Genomic DNA, 17,608 nt, shown 5'->3' on the forward strand with positions numbered 1-17,608 from the left:
TCAGATTACTCTGCAGGAACCGCTGTTGCCTCGACCGCCAACGGATGGCTGAGCTTGTTCAGCATCTCTTTCGGGCAGACCTGGATAAAGTTCGCCTTCTCGACCTCCCAGTGCTGCAGGATATCCGCAGCCTTGCGGCTAATGGTTTCGGCCTGATGGGTTTCGATCAGCGATTTCAGCTGATCTTCCCAATGGCCAATGGTCACGGGGCATGTCACCAGCGTTTCCATATTCATCAGCGCCTGCGCCTTGCCGTCGGGGTCGTACAGATAAGCCATGCCGCCTGTCATGCCCGCTCCGAAATTGGCGCCGATACTGCCCAGGATCACGGCGACCCCGCCGGTCATATATTCGCACCCGTTCGAGCCGCAGCCTTCGATCACCACCTTGGCGCCTGAATTGCGCACCGCGAACCGTTCTCCGGCGCGGCCTGCTGCAAACAGATACCCGTCCGTGGCCCCATACAGAACCGTGTTGCCAATGATGGTGTTGTCATCCGCCTTCAGCGGGCTGACCTGCGGTGGACGCACAACAATCATACCACCAGACAAGCCCTTTCCGACATAGTCATTGGCATCACCCGAAACTTCAAGCTTGAGTCCCGGCGCTGCAAACGCCCCCAGCGACTGACCAGCAGAGCCCTGCAGCTTCACGTGCAGGTGATCCGACTGGAACGTGTTCCGCATCCCGAAATTTTGCACGATATGGCTGGAAACCCGCGTCCCAACGGTTCGGTGCGTGTTTTGCACTGCGTAAGACAGCTGCATTTTCTCGCCGTCTTTCAGGAACCGGGCGGCATCGCGCACGATTTCCGCGTCCAGCGTATCGGGCACCGCGTTCCGGTCTCTGTCGCGATTATAGACGATGTTATGGGCACCATCGACGGTGATCAGCAGCGGGTTGAGGTCCAGATCATCCAGATGCGCCGAACCGCGGCTGACCTGCGCCAGCAGATCGGCCCGACCGATGATGTCGTCAATCGACCGCGCACCGAGGTTGGCCAGCAGCTCGCGCACTTCTTGCGCGTAGAAGGTGATCAGGTTGACGACCTTATCCGCGTTACCGGTGAATTTGGCGCGCAGGCTTTCGTCCTGAGTACACACGCCAACTGGGCAGGTGTTCGACTGGCACTGACGCACCATGATACAGCCCATCGCGATAAGGGCGGCGGTGCCTATTCCGTATTCCTCGGCCCCCATCATCGCCGCCATGACAATATCCCGACCAGTGCGCAGCCCACCATCGGTCCGCAAGGTCACACGGTCGCGCAGGTTGTTCATCGCTAGAACCTGATGCGCCTCGGTCAGGCCCATCTCCCACGGCAGACCGGCATATTTGATGCTGGTCGCCGGTGATGCGCCGGTGCCGCCATTGTGACCCGAAATAAGGATAATGTCCGCTTTTGCCTTGGCTACACCTGCAGCAATCGTGCCAACACCCGAGGACGCCACCAGCTTGACCGTCACCTTACAGCGCGGGTTGATCTGTTTCAGATCATAGATCAACTGCGCCAGATCCTCGATCGAATAGATATCGTGGTGCGGCGGCGGTGAGATCAGTGTTACACCCTTGGTCGAATGGCGCAGGCGCGCAATCAGGTCGGTGACCTTCATGCCTGGCAACTGTCCGCCCTCACCGGGTTTGGCACCCTGGGCAACCTTGATTTCCAGCTCTTCGCACTGGTTCAGGTATTCGGCGGTTACACCGAACCGGCCCGAAGCCACCTGTTTGATCTTGGCCGAGGGGTTGTCACCATTGGGTTCCGGCACGAAATGCGCCGGATCTTCGCCGCCCTCGCCGCTGTCGGATTTCGCCCCGATCCGGTTCATCGCAACGTTCAGCGTCTTGTGCGCCTCGGGCGACAGCGCCCCCAGCGACATGCCCGGCGTCACGAACCGTTTGCGGATCGAGGTGATAGATTCCACCTCTTCAATCGGGATCGGCTTGCTCAGCGGTTTGAAATCCATCAGGTCGCGCAGATGGATCGGCGGGTTCGATTGCATCTTGGCCGAATACTGCTTCCACAGCTCATACGACGCTTTGTTGCAGGCCATCTGCAGCATATGCATCGAGGTCGCTTCCCACGCATGGGTTTCGCCCGACTTCCGCGCCTTATAGAAACCACCGATCGGCAGAACATCCAGACCGCTTTCCCAGCCCTTGGCATGGATCTCTTCGGCCTTGGATTGAATACCCGTAACACCGATGCCGGAAATCCGGCTGGTCATACCGGGAAAGAACTCGGCGACCATGGCACGGCTGAGGCCCACGGCCTCAAAGTTCAATCCGCCACGATAGGATGAGATCACCGAAATCCCCATCTTGGCCATGATTTTCAGCAAGCCCTGGTCAATCGCCTCGCGGTACCGCGCGACGTTCTCGGTCAGGCTGCCATCCAGCAACCCGCGATCAATACGATCGGCCAGAGAATCTTCGGCCAGATAGGCGTTGACTACAGTGGCCCCGCACCCGATCAGAACGGCGAAGTAATGCGGATCAACGCATTCCGCCGACCGCACGTTCAGCGAGCAGAAGGTGCGCAGACCCTTGCGGGTCAGATGCGAATGCACCGCGCTTGTTGCCAGGATCATTGGCATCGCCACGCGACCCTGACCTGAATTCATATCGGACAACACCAAATGCCCCGCGCCCGAGCGCACGGCCTCTTCGGCTTCGGCTCTAATACGGGCCAAAGCTGCGCCCAGCGCCCCTTGTCCGGCTTCAAAGCTACAGTCTATTTCTGCCAATGGGGCATTGAAGTTTTCTGCCAGTGCTTCCCATTGGGAATTGCCCACAAACGGGCTTTCCAGCACGATAATTTCGGTCTGGCTGCTGTCTTCATCCAGCACGTTTTTCAGGTTTCCGAACCGGGTTTTCAGCGACATCACACGATATTCGCGCAACGAGTCGATGGGAGGATTGGTCACCTGGCTGAAGTTCTGGCGGAAGAAATGGCTGAGCGGACGGTACTGTTTCGACAGAACAGCCGATGGCGTGTCATCCCCCATCGAAGCCAGTGCCTCTTTTCCATCTTCGGCCATTGGCGCCAGAATCTGCTCCAGTTCCTCGATCGAATATCCGGCCGCGATCTGACGCTTGCGCAGCTCCTCGCCCGCATAGATCGGCGCTTCGGTGATTCCAGCCAGAGACTCGTCCAAATCGTTGATCTTGCCGACCCAATCGCCGAATGGCAGTGCGCGGGCCAGCTTGTTCTTGATCTGCGTATCGCGATACAGCTTGCCCTTTTTCATATCCACGGCCAGCATTTGGCCCGGGCCCAACGCGCCTTTTTCGGTCACGCTGGCCTCATCAATCGGGACCATCCCGGCCTCGGAGCCTGCAATTACAAGACCATCTCCAGTGACCACATAACGCATCGGACGCAATCCATTCCGGTCAAGACCGGCACAGACCCAGCGGCCATCGGTCATGGCCAACGCGGCAGGGCCATCCCAGGGTTCCATCACCGAGTTGCAGTAAGAATACATGTCGCGCCAGGCCTGCGGCAGTTCCACCGCTTGCTTGGACCAGCTTTCGGGCACCAGCATGGTTTTCGCCATCGGGGCCGAGCGGCCTGCGCGTACAAGAACTTCGAATACAGAGTCTAATGCGGCAGAATCCGACGATCCACCAGCGATGATCGGTTTGATATCCTCAGCGTAATCGCCAAAGGTGCCACTGGCCATGCGGATTTCATGGCTTTTCATCCAGTTGACGTTGCCCCTGAGAGTGTTGATCTCACCGTTATGGGCCAGCATGCGGAAGGGCTGGGCGAGCCACCATTGCGGGAAAGTGTTGGTCGAATAGCGCTGGTGATAGATGGCAAAGGCGGATTCGAACCGTTCATCCATCAGATCGGGGTAGAAAACCGCAACCTGCTCGGCCAGCATCATGCCCTTGTAGATGATTGACCGGCAGGACAGTGACGCCAGATACAGCCCGGAAATCCCGGCCGCTGCGGCAGCCTTTTCAATGCGGCGACGGATAACATAAAGCTCACGCTCGAATGTCTCTTCGTCCACGCCTTTGGAATTCGAGATCAGGATCTGCTCAATCTCGGGCCGGGTCGCGTTGGCCTTTTCGCCGAGGCAGGTGACATCAACCGGAACGTGGCGCCAGCCATAGATATAATAACCCATTCGCAGCACTTCGGATTCCACGATGGTCCGGCACTGTTCCTGCGCGCCGAAATCGGTGCGGGGCAGAAAGACCTGACCAACCGCGATCAGCTGATCTAATTTGGGCTCGTGCCCGGTGCGACGGATCTGGTCATAGAAGAAAGGAACCGGGATCTGCACATGGATACCCGCGCCGTCGCCGGTTTTGCCATCCGCATCTACCGCGCCGCGGTGCCAGATCGCCTTGAGCGCGGCGATGCCAGCATCCACAACCTTGCGTGACGGCTTGCCATCGACTGAGACCACAAGACCCACACCGCAGGACGAATGCTCTTCTTCCTCGGAATAGAGACCGTTTTCGGCCATGAACTGACGTTTGGCTTCTTCGGCCCGTACCCAATCGGCATCATATTTGGTCATTGGCTGTCTCCTTCTTCCGGCAGGGCGTACATGGCTTCGACCTCAGCTTTGGTCATCTGCTTGCGCTCGCCTGCGAACGCGTACCCGTCGGGTTTTTTGTCGATATAAAGTTCCAGTTGCAGCGGGTTGTCAGTTTCGTCGAACAGGCCTGCTGCCATTTGGGTATGCCCGTGCATTTCACCCGGCAGCGTAATCCGGTACCACAGGGCCGATCCGCAATCGGCGCAAAATGCACGTTCCGCCCAGTCCGAGGACGTAAAGGTCTTAACCGGCCCAAGGGCCGCATACCCCTCTTGCGCGGGAAACGTTATCAGCATCGAGCTAGTCCAGCGGCGACACTGGTCGCAATGGCACGCGCCCAACGATTCTTTCGCCGGGGTGGCAGTCACTGTGACCGCGCCGCACATACATTGGCCTTGCAATTCGGGCATCTCTGTCCCTCCTGTCGCGGGGCTTATTCGGCTGCAACCGCAGCCGTGTTGTTGAAACGGTCAAGGATCGCGTCGGCGCAGTCGCGCCCATCGCGGATCGCCCAGACCACCAGCGAGGCACCGCGCACGATGTCACCGATGGCATAGACCCCGTCCATCTCGGTTTCGCCGGTCTCGAATGCTGCTTTTACAGTGCCCCAGCGGGTCACGGGCAGGTCAGGCTGGCCAAACAGGGTGGGCAGGTCTTCGGGCTCGAACCCCAGCGCCTTGATCACCAGATCAGCGTCTTCGACATAATCCGCGCCTTCGATCAACTCGGGGGCCTGACGACCAGTGGCATCGGGCTGACCCAGACGCATCTTCTGGACCATAACGCCGGAAACCTGATCATCGCCGGTAAAGCCCTTTGGTGCGCTTAGCCATTCGAATACGACGCCTTCTTCCTCGGCATTCTGCGTTTCGCGCTGCGATCCGGGCATGTTCGCGCGGTCGCGGCGATACAGGCATTTGACCGAGGTCGCACCCTGACGGATCGAAGTCCGCACGCAATCCATCGCGGTATCACCGCCACCGATCACGACAACTTTTTTGCCTTCGGCATTCAAACGGCCATTGTCGAAATCTTCGACCTCGTCGCCAAAGCTTTTGCGGTTCGAGGCTGTCAGGAAGTCGATGGCCTTTTCAATACCCGTCAAACCGCTGCCAGGCATGGACAGATCACGCGATTTGTACACGCCTGTCGCAATGATCACCGCATCATGCCTGGCGCGGATTTCTTCGAACTTGGCGGCATCGACGTCGCAATTCAGAACAAACTCAACCCCGCCATCAGCCAACAGGTCATTGCGGCGCTGAACAACGTCTTTTTCCAGCTTAAAACCCGGAATTCCATACATCAGCAGTCCGCCTGCCCGGTCATGGCGATCATACACGGAGACCTGAATACCCGCACGGCGCAGCATGTCCGCCGCTGCCAGTCCACCAGGGCCGCCGCCGATGATGCCGACGCTTTCGCGGCGCTCAGCACCCGGTACGACCGGCTTGACCCATCCCTTTTCCCAGGCTGTGTCGGTGATATATTTCTCGATCGAGCCAATGGTAACAGTGCCGTGCCCGGATTGTTCGATCACGCAATTCCCTTCACACAGGCGGTCCTGTGGGCAGATGCGCCCACAAATCTCGGGGAAGGTGTTGGTGGCCTGACTGGTATGATAGGCCTCTTCCAGACGGCCCGTTGCGGTCAGGTTCAGCCAGTCGGGAATGTTGTTGTGCAGCGGGCAATGCGACTGACAATAAGGCACACCGCATTGGCTGCAGCGGCTGGCCTGTTCTTCAGCTTTGGCAGCAGCGAATTCGGCATAGATTTCGTCAAAGTCTTCCGTGCGGGCATCGGCGGCCCGTTTTTCCGGCATTACTCGGTCGATCTGCACAAATTTCAGCATCGGTTGCTTGGCCACGGGTCAGACTCCATGAATTGGCTTGGTCGCGCCTCTTTAAAAGATGCGTAGGGGGATTAAAAGTCAAGTGTGCTGACCTTTTTTCAAAAACTTTGCGGGATTCCACCGATGGCCAGTGAGAAATACAGGATTTTAGTTCCGATTCGGACCTATTTGCATCCTTTTCTTTTCCTTACCGCGCTTATACGCAGGGATCACAAAGAACACGTGACGGCAGCACGGGCAGGTAAATGAGTCTTTTTCAGTTGATTCTTGCAGCAGTCATTCAGGGAATTACCGAATTTCTGCCGATCTCATCTTCGGGTCATCTGATACTTTTACCCAGCCTGACCGGTATGGACGATCAGGGGTTGGCCATCGATGTCGCTGTGCATGTGGGCACTCTGGGCGCCGTAATTCTGTATTTCTGGTCTGATGTGAAAATGGCGATTTCCGGACTGCCGCAGGCTCTTTTGGGGCGCACCGATACACCACAAGCCCGATTGGCCCTGGGGCTGATTCTGGCCACGATCCCAACCGTCATTGTCGGAGCGATCCTGTTCAAAACCGGGCTCAGCCAGTCTCTGCGCTCAATGACGGTCATCGGCTGGACGATGCTGGGGTTCGGCATATTGCTCTACTGGATGGACCAGAAAGGGCCGCAAAGCAAAGAAACCTCTGACTGGGGCCTGCGCGATGCGATGATCATGGGCCTTTGGCAAGTTCTGGCGTTGATCCCCGGAACATCCCGGTCCGGGATCACGATCACCGGGGCGCGCCAGCTTGGATACAGCCGCGAAGACGGTGCACGCATCGCGATGTTGATGTCCATACCCACGATTCTGGCATCCGGAGCGCTGCTGTCCACAGAGGTCATCCGCCAGGCAAATGCCCAACTGGCGTTCGACAGTGCTGTTGCTGCGTTCTTTGCGTTTCTCTCCGCGCTGCTTGCCTTGTCGCTAATGATGCGCCTGTTGCGCAGCGTCAGCTTTACGCCATACGTGATCTACCGCGTAGTAGTGGGCGCAATCCTTCTGGTCATCGCCTACAGCTGATCAGGTCCGCATATTGCTGGCCGAGTTCTGTATGTCATCATACTGACCCGAGGGGCGGAACTTCCACAGATAATCCGGCAGGACCGATTCCAGCGTCGCCGGCTCGATCCCCAGATCGGCAAAGTCAAGCGCGCTATCTGAGACAACATTGTCGTGACGCAGATTCTTGAGCTGATCACGCGTCAGGATATTGTTCGGAAACAACTGAAAGCTCGCAAATTTCATTATGTCCAGCATTCCCGCCATGATCCGGGCCACCCAAAAGGGAATCCCAAGGATAATCCGGTGGCGGTTGATCACATCCAGCATCTGCAGCATCAACGCACGGAAGGTTTTCACTTCGGGTCCGCCCAGTTCGTAGACACCCCCGCTGGCCTGCCCCAGCACGCCCTGCACCGCAGCCTTAGCGACATCATCCACATAGACCGGCTGAAATTGCGTCTGGGCCCCGACCAGCGGCAGAAATGGCCCCATCCGGGTCATCGCAGCGAAACGGTTGAAGAACTGATCCTCGGTTCCGAAAATCACCGAAGGGCGCAGGATCATTGCACCCGGCATATGCGCCAGAACACCGGCCTCGCCCTGCGCTTTGGTACGAGAGTATTCGCTCCCCGCCTCGGCATCAGCACCAATGGCCGAGATATGGACCATACGGGTTACACCTTCAGCGGCTGCTAGACGTGCAACGCGTTCAGCCCCTTCGGTTTGAACGGTATCGAATTCATTCCGGCCAATCTCGTTCAACACACCAACACAGTTCACCACCGCATCAGCCCCCCGCATCGCCAAAGCAACCGAAGCGTCATCGCGGATGTTACACAGGACAGGTTCGACCTGCCCCACCGCACCGTAGGGTCTAACAAACATCGCTTCGTTCGGACGGCGCACCGCAACCCGAACGCGCCAGCCTTCATTCGCCAGACGTCGCGCAATATACCGGCCGACAAATCCGGATCCGCCATAAATCGTGACCAGTTTGGACATTTGAGGGCTCCTGCTATTGGGTCCTGATCCGATCTACCGCCCAATGCCCTTTCAAACAAGGCGCAATAACGCCGCGCAGCCACGAAAAAGCAACGCGGCACAGACGGTTGAAAGCGGTGGTCAAAAAACTTTCAAAAAACTTTCCGAATCCGGTTGACGCCTTCCGCCAGTAGGCTTAAACGCCCCTCCACGACACCTGCCCAGGTGGCGGAATTGGTAGACGCGCTAGCTTCAGGTGCTAGTGTCCGTATGGACGTGGAGGTTCGAGTCCTCTCCTGGGCACCAAACTCCAAACATCTCCCTACTTTTCAAGCGATTGCGCTCGTGCGCTTTTCCGTTTCTTGCCTGCGCCTAAGCGCTGCAATAGGTTTAAATCGCGCGCTGAATTCCAGCGTCCATACAAGATCGAACCGGGACCCTAAAGCCAATCCCGCAAAATCGGGATCAACGGCACATCTGCGGCGGGCATGGGATAGTTGCGCAGGTCGTTGGCGCGGACCCATTTCAGGGCCTGACCTTCGTTCGATTGCGGAATGCCCTCCCATTTGCGACAGGCGAACAGCGGCATCAGCAGGTGGAAATCGTCATAGCTGTGGCTGGCAAAGGTCAGCGGGGCGAGGCATGAGGCCCAGGTGTTGATGCCCAGTTCCTCGTAGAGTTCGCGGATCAGGGCGACCTCGGGCGTTTCGCCGGGTTCGATCTTGCCGCCGGGAAACTCCCAAAGGCCAGCCATGGATTTGCCTTCGGGGCGCTGCGCCAGCAGCACCCGGCCCTCAATGTCTATCAGGGCGACCGCAGAAACCAGAACTGTTTTCACGACCGGTAATCCGCGTTGATCTCGATATAGCCATGGGTCAGGTCGCAGGTCCAAACGGTGGATTTACCCGCGCCCAGCCCCAGATCGACGCCGATTACAAGGTCCTGAGCTTTCATGTATTCGGCGGCGTCTTCCTCGCGGTAATCGGGACTGACCCAACCTTTTTCGGCCACAAGGATGTCTCCGAAAGAAATGCTCAGCAGGTCACGGTCGGCAGCTGCACCCGATTTTCCGATGGCCATGACGACGCGGCCCCAATTCGGGTCTTCGCCCGCAATGGCGGTTTTTATCAGTGGTGAATTGGCAATCGCCAATCCATGCACCTTGGCGTCGGCATCGGTGACGGCCCCGGTCACACGAATTTCTACGAATTTCGTGGCGCCCTCGCCATCGCGTACCACTTGTTGGGCAAGGTCCAGCATCACGGTTTCCAAAGCCTCGGCAAAGGCGGCATTGTCTGTCGCATCCACCCCCGAAGCCCCAGTAGCACACAGCAGCAGGCTGTCCGACGTCGAAGTGTCGCTGTCGACGGTGATGCAGTTGAAAGTGCGGTCGGTTTGCACACCCAGCATCTGCTGCAGCGCGGATTGCTCGACCTGGGCGTCGGTGAAGATATAAACCAGCATCGTCGCCATATCAGGCGCGATCATGCCAGAACCCTTGGAAATCCCCGCAATAGAGACCGTTTTCCCATCAATCTCGACCTGCGCCGAAGCTCCTTTCGGAAAGGTATCCGTGGTCATGATGGCCCGCGCTGCATCTTCGATTGCGTGGCGACTGAGGCCGGATTTCAGGGCCTCAAGCTGCGCCACGATGCGGTCATGCGGCAAGGGTTCACCGATCACACCAGTTGACGAGGTAAAAACCCGTTCGACCGGTACGCCTGTGGTCTTGGACACTGCTTGCGTCACCTCGGCGACCGAGCTTTGGCCATAATGCCCGGTAAATGCATTGGCATTGCCCGAATTCACAAGGATCGCCGCCGGCCCGTCACTTGGCCCGCCGATCTTGTCCTGACAATCCAGCACGGGTGCCGCGCGCGTGGCCGAGCGGGTAAAGACCCCAGCCACTGATGTGCCTGGATCAAGGACCGCCAGCATCACATCAGTGCGGCCTTGATAGCGTACGCCGGCTTCGACGGTCGCAAAGCGCACACCGTCAATCGCGGGCAATTCGGGAAACGCCGCCGGGGCCAGCGGAGAGACTTTGGTGATCGAGGCCACGGGGTTACTCCTGAATCAGGTCCAACTGACGCACGATGCCCGGGTTCACATCTTCGAGTGCAGGACGTTCGATCTGTGCAGCCTGGGTCAATTCGCCGATACGGGCCTGAATAGCTTCACTTTGCAGATCCTGTGCCAGCTCGTCGCGTACCGCATCAAGTGCGGGCGCTTCGGATTTGCGCTTGTCATTCAGAATGATCACGTGCCAGCCGAACTGTGTCTGCACCGGGTCCGACACCTGATCCTTCTCAAGCGCGACAACGGCGGTTTCAAACTCGGGAACCATCTGCCCCTTGCCGAACCAACCCAGCACCCCGCCATTCGGGCCGGAAGGACCGGTTGATTTTTCTTTGGCCAGCTCGGCAAAGTCGGCGCCATCATCCAACTGAACCTTAAGGTCTTTGGCCTCATCCTCGGTCTCGACCAGAATATGGCTGGCATTAAACTCATCTTCGCCTTCAAACTCGGCAAAGCGCGCATCATAGGCGGTCTGAATGGTTTCTGCCGTTACAACTTCGTCGATCAGGGCATTTACGGTCTGAACCGCCAGCAACGACCGCGTCTCGTTCTCGATGGCCAAGGCGTTCAGATTGCTCAGCCCTTCTTGCTCCTGGCCCAGCAACTGCTGCTGAATCAGCTGCTCGATGATGAAATCATACAGAACATCATCTTCGACCTGCTGGTAGTTGGGGGGCAGTGTCGCAACTGTTGCGATCACATGCGCCAGAGTGATTTCTTCGCCGTTTACGCGGGCGACCACCGTGCTGGCATCGGGCTTGGTTTCGGCGGCCAATGGCAGCGCCATCACCGTTGCAAGGGCCAGCGATGGCAGAAAAGTGAGGCCTTTGGGCATGGAATCATCCTATTTCTTTGCCACGGCAGGGCGCAGCGTTGACACTCTGGAACCTGCCGCTTACATCGCTTTGAAGCCTTGGACAGGGCCGCCTTTCACCCCCCGTATCTATGGGTTGCGCGCAAGGTGGGCAAGCCTGTCAAAACCAAGACAAGAACAGATCCGCTGGAGTGAACATGCTGGGACTCGGAACGCTCGCCAAAAAGGTGTTCGGAACACCGAACGACCGCAAGATCAAGGCGACCCGCCCCCTGATCGAACAGATCAACGCGCTGGAACCCGAGTTCGAGAATCTGTCGGATGACGGCCTGATCGCAAAGACCGCCGAGCTGCGCAAACGTGCGCTGGAAGGCGAAAGCCTGGATGATCTGCTGCCCGAGGCGTTTGCCAACGTACGCGAAGGGGCAAAACGCGCGCTGGGCCTGCGTGCCTTTGATGTGCAGTTGATGGGCGGCGCCTTCCTGCATCAGGGCAATATTTCCGAGATGAAAACGGGTGAAGGCAAGACATTGGTTGCGACCCTCCCCGCCTATCTGAACGCGCTGACCGGTAAGGGCGTGCACGTGGTCACGGTGAACGAATACCTGGCCAAGCGCGACTCGGAATGGATGGGCAAGGTGTTTGCCGCCGTGGGCATGACCACCGGTGTCATCTGGTCAGGGCAGCCCGATGCCGAGAAAAAGGCTGCTTATGCCTGTGACGTGACCTATGCCACCAACAATGAGCTGGGTTTTGATTATCTGCGCGATAATATGAAGGCGGAACTGGATCAAATTTACCAGAAACACCACAATTTCGCGATCGTGGATGAGGTCGACTCGATCCTGATTGACGAGGCGCGGACGCCGCTGGTCATTTCCGGGCCCTCCGAGGACCGGTCGGACCTGTATACCGCGATTGATGCGCTGATTCCGTCATTGGGAGAAGATCACTTCACGCTGGACGAAAAGTCCCGGAACGTGACCTTCACGGATGAGGGTAACGAGTTTCTGGAGCAACAGTTGATTGCCAACGGCCTGATCCCAGAAGACCATTCGCTGTATGATCCTGAAAGCACCACAGTCGTTCACCACGTGAACCAGGGCTTGCGCGCGCATAAGCTGTTTACACGTGACAAAGATTACATCGTGCGGGACGGCAATGTCGTTCTGATTGATGAGTTCACCGGTCGCATGATGCCAGGTCGTCGCCTGTCGGAAGGTCTTCATCAGGCCATCGAAGCCAAGGAAAACGTGCAGATCCAGCCCGAAAACGTAACATTGGCCAGCGTGACGTTCCAAAACTACTTCCGCCTGTATGACAAGCTGGGCGGCATGACCGGCACCGCGCTGACCGAGGCTGAGGAATTTGCCGAAATCTACGGTCTGGGCGTTGTCGAAGTACCAACCAACAAACCGATCGCGCGTCTGGATGAGGACGATCAGGTCTTTCGTACCGCGGCCGAAAAATACGGCGCCATGATCGATGAGACAAAGGAAGCCCAGAAAAACGGACAACCGGTCCTTCTGGGCACCACGTCCATCGAAAAGTCCGAATTGCTCAGCCAGATGCTCACCAAAGAGGGTATCCAGCACAATGTTCTGAATGCCCGCCAACACGAGCAAGAGGCGCAGATCGTTGCCGATGCGGGCCGATATGGCGCAGTAACCATCGCCACCAACATGGCCGGTCGCGGTACTGATATTCAGCTGGGCGGCAATGTGGAAATGAAGGTTCTGCAGGCGCTGGCCGAAAACCCCGAGGCAGATCCGGCCGAGCTGCGTGCCGCGGAAGAAGCCCGCCATGCTGAAGAAAAAGAAAAGGTCCTGGCTGCCGGTGGGCTGTATGTCATGGCGTCCGAACGGCACGAGAGCCGCCGTATCGACAACCAGCTGCGGGGCCGGTCCGGCCGTCAGGGTGATCCGGGCCGCACCGTGTTTTACCTCAGCCTCGAAGACGACCTAATGCGCATCTTCGGCTCGGAACGGTTGGACAAGGTTCTGACCACGCTGGGCATGAAAGAAGGTGAGGCCATCGTCCACCCTTGGGTGAACAAATCGCTGGAGCGGGCGCAATCCAAGGTCGAAGGTCGCAACTTTGACATGCGCAAGAACGTCCTGAAATTCGACGATGTGATGAACGACCAGCGTAAGGTGGTATTCAGCCAACGGCGCGAAATCATGTCCGCCGACGATCTGTCCGAAATCGTATCAGACATGCGTGAACAGGTGATCGACGATCTGATCGACGAATATATGCCGCCGAAATCCTATGCTGATCAGTGGGATACCGAGGGTTTGCACGCAGCGGTCAAGGAAAAATTGACCATTGACGCCCCGGTTCAGGATTGGGCCGCTGAGGAAGGCGTGGATGACGAGCAGGTGCGCGAACGGCTGATCAACGCCGCTGACGAGATGATGGCGCAAAAAGTGGCCGCGTTCGGCCCCGAGAACATGCGCAACATCGAAAAGCAGGTCTTGCTGAACACGATCGACAGCAAATGGCGCGAACATCTGCTGACGCTGGAACATCTGCGCTCGGTCGTGGGCTTCCGCGGCTATGCCCAGCGCGACCCGCTGAACGAATACAAGAACGAAAGCTTCCAGCTGTTCGAATCCATGCTGGATTCGTTGCGCGAAACCGTGACCCAGCAGCTGTCCCGCGTGCGACCGCTGACCGAAGAGGAGCAGCGCGAAATGCTGACCCAGATGCAAGCGCAGCAGGCACGGGCGCAGCAGGCGGTAGATCAGGCCACTGGTCACGCCGAAGCGGTGGCCGAGGCCGAAGCCTCGGGTGATGCGCGGCCTGGATTTGTCGAAGACGACCCGGCAACTTGGGGAAACCCGTCGCGCAACGACAAGTGCCCCTGCGGTTCAGGCAAGAAGTTTAAGCATTGCCATGGCCGGTTGACCTAACGTCACCACAATCGAGACACAATGAGTCCGCCTCACGGCCACATATTAGCCGTGATTCAACTGCAGGGTGCGAATCGCTCCTTCAACTGGGGAGGGTGTCTTGTTTGTAATTAAGAACTACGTAACCACTGGCGGCACCGTTGCTTGTGCATTGGCCATTGGCTACCTCATGCAGAACGGAACCCCTGCGCAACCGCGAGGGGAGCGGGCTTCTGTCGATGTGGCATCAGTTACGGATCAGGCTTCAATCATCCCCGGGTTAAGCGAAGTCGTTCTGACCTCATCTGCACCGGTTCACGGAAAAAGCAAAGAGACCGGGTCCGACAACCGTTTTATCGAGTCCAGTCGGTCAGAACCTGTCAATCCCATTGACTGCACCCTCAGTGCGCGCGCTACTGCCGTTCCCGGTGCTGCCGCCCGGCTGGTCGTCAACGCCCCCTGCCACAGTAATGAATCCGTGGAAATTCACCACAGCGGTCTGACAGTCACACAGCGCACCGACGCAGTAGGGCGCATGGACATGACAATCCCGGCCCTGTCAGAATATGCGATCTTTCTGATCTCGTTTGAAGACCAGCATGGAACAGTCGCAACCACCCATATCGCTGACATTGCCAATTACGAACGCATTGCCCTGCAATGGCAGGGTGAAACTGACCTGCAAATTCATGCGCTGGAATTCGGGGCCAGCTATGGCGGCAATGGCCATGTCTCGGCCGAGACCCCGACCGAAGGCGCCGGACAGGTAGTGCGTCTGGGCAATACCGGAACCGGGGACATGAAAAACATCGAAATCTATTCGTTCCCTGCTGGTCTTTCCAACCAAAACGGGTCGATAGAAATCACTGTCGAAACCGAGGTGACTTCAGAAAATTGCGGGCGCGACCTGAACATCCAGTCGCTTGAATTGCGGGATGATCGGTTGAGATCAAAAGACAGGACGCTGAGTTTTCCTGAATGCTCCCGCACCGGAGAGTTTCTGGTGTTGAATAATCTCTTCCAAGACCTGACAATCGCCGCAAACTAAATCCGCAGGCAGGCTCGGGCATCTTATGAAATTCTTTCGTGTGGCAGCGGCTGCACTGGCTTCCGTTACAATCGCGTCGGGCGCACAGGCGCAAGACATCTCGCTTATGTCGCATGACGGCAAGGTCGAAATCACCGGTGACCTGCTGGGATTTGACGGCGAGTTCTATCGCGTGGCAACACAATTCGGCACGCTGACAGTTGATGGGTCCGGTGTGACCTGTACCGGACCTGCCTGCCCAAGCCTGACCGATTTTGTGGCTGAAATCCGATTTGCCGGATCTTCGGTCATGGCGGAAAAGGTTCTACCAGCGCTGATTGTTGGCTTCGCACAGCAGCAAGGGTTGTCGGCGACCCCAAACAGGCTGACCGCCAACACATTTTCTTACGAACTGCACCAACCCGGGCGGGCAGCACCGCTGGGTCGGTTCTTCTTTGACGCAGGGAACACTGAGCGCGGATTTAGGGCGCAGGCAGAAAACCAGGCTGATATTGTTCTGGCGTTGCGCGAAATCCGACCCGAAGAGGAGCAAGCCGCACAAGCGGTAGGCCTTGGCGATCTGACTCGCACCCGCCGGGCCCGCGTCATCGCGCTTGACGCTTTGGTACCAATCGTTGCCAACTCGAACCCGTTACAGCAAATCTCGCTTGCGGAATTAACCCGGGTGTTTTCGGGCGAGATTACGAGTTGGGCCGAGTTGGGCGGACCCGATGCGCCAATTTCACTGCACCTTCCGGAAGCCGGTTCGGGTCTGGCCCAGAATGTCGAAGACAGGCTTCTGGGACCCTCCGGCACAGCCCTTTCCGAGGCGGCCATTCGGCATGACCGCAGTACTGATCTGGTGCGTACCGTTGCTGCGGATCCCTTTTCAATAGGTGTCGCAAGCCAAGCCGAAGCCAGCACCGCGCGTGCCCTGCCTTTGACCGGCGGGTGCGGTCATGCGCTGGCGGCAACTCGGCAGTCAATCAAGACCGAAGATTATCCGCTGACCTCGCCTATGTTTCTATACCTGCCGGACCGGCGATTGCCGCGTTTTGCACGTCAATTCCTGGCCTACACCCAAGGAATCGAGGCGCAGATGGCAATACGCGAAGCTGGCTTTGTCGATCAAACCCCCGAGACTATGGGTCTTGGGGTGCAAGGGGATCGACTTGCCAATGCAATCGCGTCGGGCGGATCAGAAGTTGGTTTGGAGGAACTTCAGCGGCTGGTCGAGATTTTCAGACCCATGTCCCGCCTGTCACTGTCCTTCCGGTTCGAGCCCGGTTCCTCGCGCCCGGATGCGCAGTCACGGTCCAATATCCGACATCTTGCCCTTCTTTTGGAATCCGGGACCCTCGATGCCCGAAAGCTTAGGTTTGTCGGCTTCAGCGATGGCGAAGGGGCAGCGTCAACCAATGCGCGGATCGCATTGTTGCGGGCAAAAACCGTTCGCAATGCCGTATTGGCCGAGATTGAAACCGCTATCGGGGACAGCGTCGAAATCACGGTCGACGCCTTTGGCGAGGCCATGCCCATGGCCTGCGACGACACGGAATGGGGCCGAAAGGTCAACCGCCGGGTCGAGGTCTGGGTTCAATAGCACTCACAGATAGCCTTCGGACCTGAAGCTCAACTCGTTCGACTTTCCAATGATCAGATGGTCATGCAGCGTCAGGCCCAGTGCCAGGCAGGCATCCTGAATTCGGTTGGTCATGTCGATATCCGATTGCGACGGGGTCGGGTCACCTGACGGATGGTTATGCACAAGTATCAACGCCGAGGCATTCAGCTCCAGCGCCCGTTTGGCAACCTCGCGCGGATAGACAGGGACATGATCCACCGTGCCCTTGGCCTGCTCCTCATCAGCGATCAGCACGTTTTTGCGATCCAGATAGAACACACGGAATTGTTCGGTCTCACGATGGGCCATGGTGGTGTGGCAATAGTCCAGCAATGCGTCCCATCCGGAAATCACATGTCGCCGCATCACCCGCGCGCGGGCCATACGATGGGCGCAGGCCTCAAGGATTTTCAGATCAGTGATCACAGTATCCCCGACACCTTTGATTTGGCGCAGCCGTTCCTCGGGGGCGGTCAGCACCCGATTGAAATCGCCGAACGTTTCCATCAGCGCACGCGCCAGCGGTTTCACATCCTGCCGGGGGATTGAACGGAACAGGACCAGTTCCAACAGCTCATAATCCGGCATGGCGGCGGACCCGCCAGACAGGAACCGTTCGCGCAGCCGCTTGCGATGATCTTTGATGTAGGAGGGTAACCGACCCGTCGGCAGCGGCTGCGCGGGGGCTTCGTCTGTATCGAACAGCATTGGGGCTTCGGAAAAGGCGTCCTGTGTCATGCTCTCAGC

At 57.9% G+C, this 17,608-nt stretch carries 12 protein-coding genes and 1 tRNA gene; 5 read left to right on the forward strand and 8 right to left on the reverse strand.

The window, feature by feature from the left end; all coding sequences use genetic code 11:
- Window positions 1-5 precede the first annotated feature (5 nt).
- Genes gltB through AC2FLG_RS17615 form a run of 3 tightly spaced genes read right to left on the reverse strand, consistent with a single transcriptional unit; the run spans window position 6 to window position 6,426 of the window.
- Entirely contained in the window at window positions 6-4,538 is a 4,533-nt protein-coding gene (gene gltB, locus AC2FLG_RS17605; RefSeq protein WP_496702848.1) for a glutamate synthase large subunit, read from the reverse strand.
- Window positions 4,535-4,969 carry a GFA family protein gene (locus AC2FLG_RS17610; protein WP_496707317.1) on the reverse strand — a complete coding sequence of 145 codons (435 nt, stop codon included), beginning with the start codon at window positions 4,967-4,969 and terminating at the stop codon, window positions 4,535-4,537. Before AC2FLG_RS17610 ends, gltB begins: the two co-directional genes overlap by 4 nt.
- A 23-nt stretch (window positions 4,970-4,992) precedes the next feature.
- Window positions 4,993-6,426 (reverse strand): NAD(P)-dependent oxidoreductase, encoded by a 1,434-nt coding sequence (locus AC2FLG_RS17615; protein ID WP_496707319.1) that lies wholly within the window; start codon window positions 6,424-6,426, stop codon window positions 4,993-4,995.
- A gap of 230 nt (window positions 6,427-6,656) precedes the next feature.
- Between AC2FLG_RS17615 and AC2FLG_RS17620 the strand changes: the two genes are divergently transcribed.
- Window positions 6,657-7,460: an undecaprenyl-diphosphate phosphatase gene (locus AC2FLG_RS17620; RefSeq protein WP_142640289.1), complete on the forward strand. Its 804-nt coding sequence runs from the start codon at window positions 6,657-6,659 to the stop codon at window positions 7,458-7,460.
- On the opposite strand, the gene AC2FLG_RS17625 is transcribed toward AC2FLG_RS17620, so the two are convergent.
- Window positions 7,461-8,444, reverse strand: a complete 984-nt coding sequence (locus tag AC2FLG_RS17625; protein WP_496707321.1) for a complex I NDUFA9 subunit family protein — start codon at window positions 8,442-8,444, stop codon at window positions 7,461-7,463.
- A 198-nt stretch (window positions 8,445-8,642) separates the two neighbouring features.
- Between AC2FLG_RS17625 and AC2FLG_RS17630 the strand changes: the two genes are divergently transcribed.
- Window positions 8,643-8,729 (forward strand) — tRNA-Leu (locus AC2FLG_RS17630).
- Between the two features lie 133 nt (window positions 8,730-8,862).
- Here AC2FLG_RS17630 and AC2FLG_RS17635 read toward each other — a convergent pair.
- From AC2FLG_RS17635 to AC2FLG_RS17645, 3 genes are read right to left on the reverse strand one after another with little or no spacing between them, the layout of a single operon-like run.
- Window positions 8,863-9,261, reverse strand: a complete 399-nt coding sequence (locus AC2FLG_RS17635) for a (deoxy)nucleoside triphosphate pyrophosphohydrolase (protein WP_496707323.1) — start codon at window positions 9,259-9,261, stop codon at window positions 8,863-8,865.
- Window positions 9,258-10,484, reverse strand: a complete 1,227-nt coding sequence (argJ, locus tag AC2FLG_RS17640) for a bifunctional glutamate N-acetyltransferase/amino-acid acetyltransferase ArgJ (RefSeq protein ID WP_496707325.1) — start codon at window positions 10,482-10,484, stop codon at window positions 9,258-9,260. The genes AC2FLG_RS17635 and argJ overlap by 4 nt, the downstream gene beginning before the upstream one ends.
- Before the next feature lie 4 nt (window positions 10,485-10,488).
- The gene (locus AC2FLG_RS17645; RefSeq protein WP_496707326.1) at window positions 10,489-11,337 is read right to left on the reverse strand and encodes a peptidylprolyl isomerase; all 849 of its coding nucleotides are present in this window, start codon (window positions 11,335-11,337) and stop codon (window positions 10,489-10,491) included.
- Window positions 11,338-11,513: 176 nt separating this feature from the next.
- On the opposite strand from AC2FLG_RS17645, the gene secA reads away from it, so the two are divergent.
- The 3 genes from secA to AC2FLG_RS17660 all read left to right on the forward strand — a co-directional run bounded on the left by secA (window position 11,514) and on the right by AC2FLG_RS17660 (window position 16,840).
- Window positions 11,514-14,231, forward strand: a complete 2,718-nt coding sequence (secA, locus tag AC2FLG_RS17650) for a preprotein translocase subunit SecA (protein WP_496692629.1) — start codon at window positions 11,514-11,516, stop codon at window positions 14,229-14,231.
- A gap of 100 nt (window positions 14,232-14,331) precedes the next feature.
- Window positions 14,332-15,258: a hypothetical protein gene (locus AC2FLG_RS17655; protein WP_496707328.1), complete on the forward strand. Its 927-nt coding sequence runs from the start codon at window positions 14,332-14,334 to the stop codon at window positions 15,256-15,258.
- Window positions 15,259-15,283: 25 nt separating this feature from the next.
- Window positions 15,284-16,840, forward strand: coding sequence for a phosphate ABC transporter substrate-binding/OmpA family protein (locus AC2FLG_RS17660; protein ID WP_496703210.1), 1,557 nt, complete (start codon window positions 15,284-15,286; stop codon window positions 16,838-16,840).
- Between the two features lie 3 nt (window positions 16,841-16,843).
- Here AC2FLG_RS17660 and radC read toward each other — a convergent pair whose 3' ends face one another.
- Window positions 16,844-17,599, reverse strand: coding sequence for a RadC family protein (gene radC / locus AC2FLG_RS17665; RefSeq protein ID WP_282022167.1), 756 nt, complete (start codon window positions 17,597-17,599; stop codon window positions 16,844-16,846).
- Between the last annotated feature and the right edge of the window lie 9 nt (window positions 17,600-17,608).

Source organism: Ruegeria sp. CDSA193 (assembly GCF_059611885.1).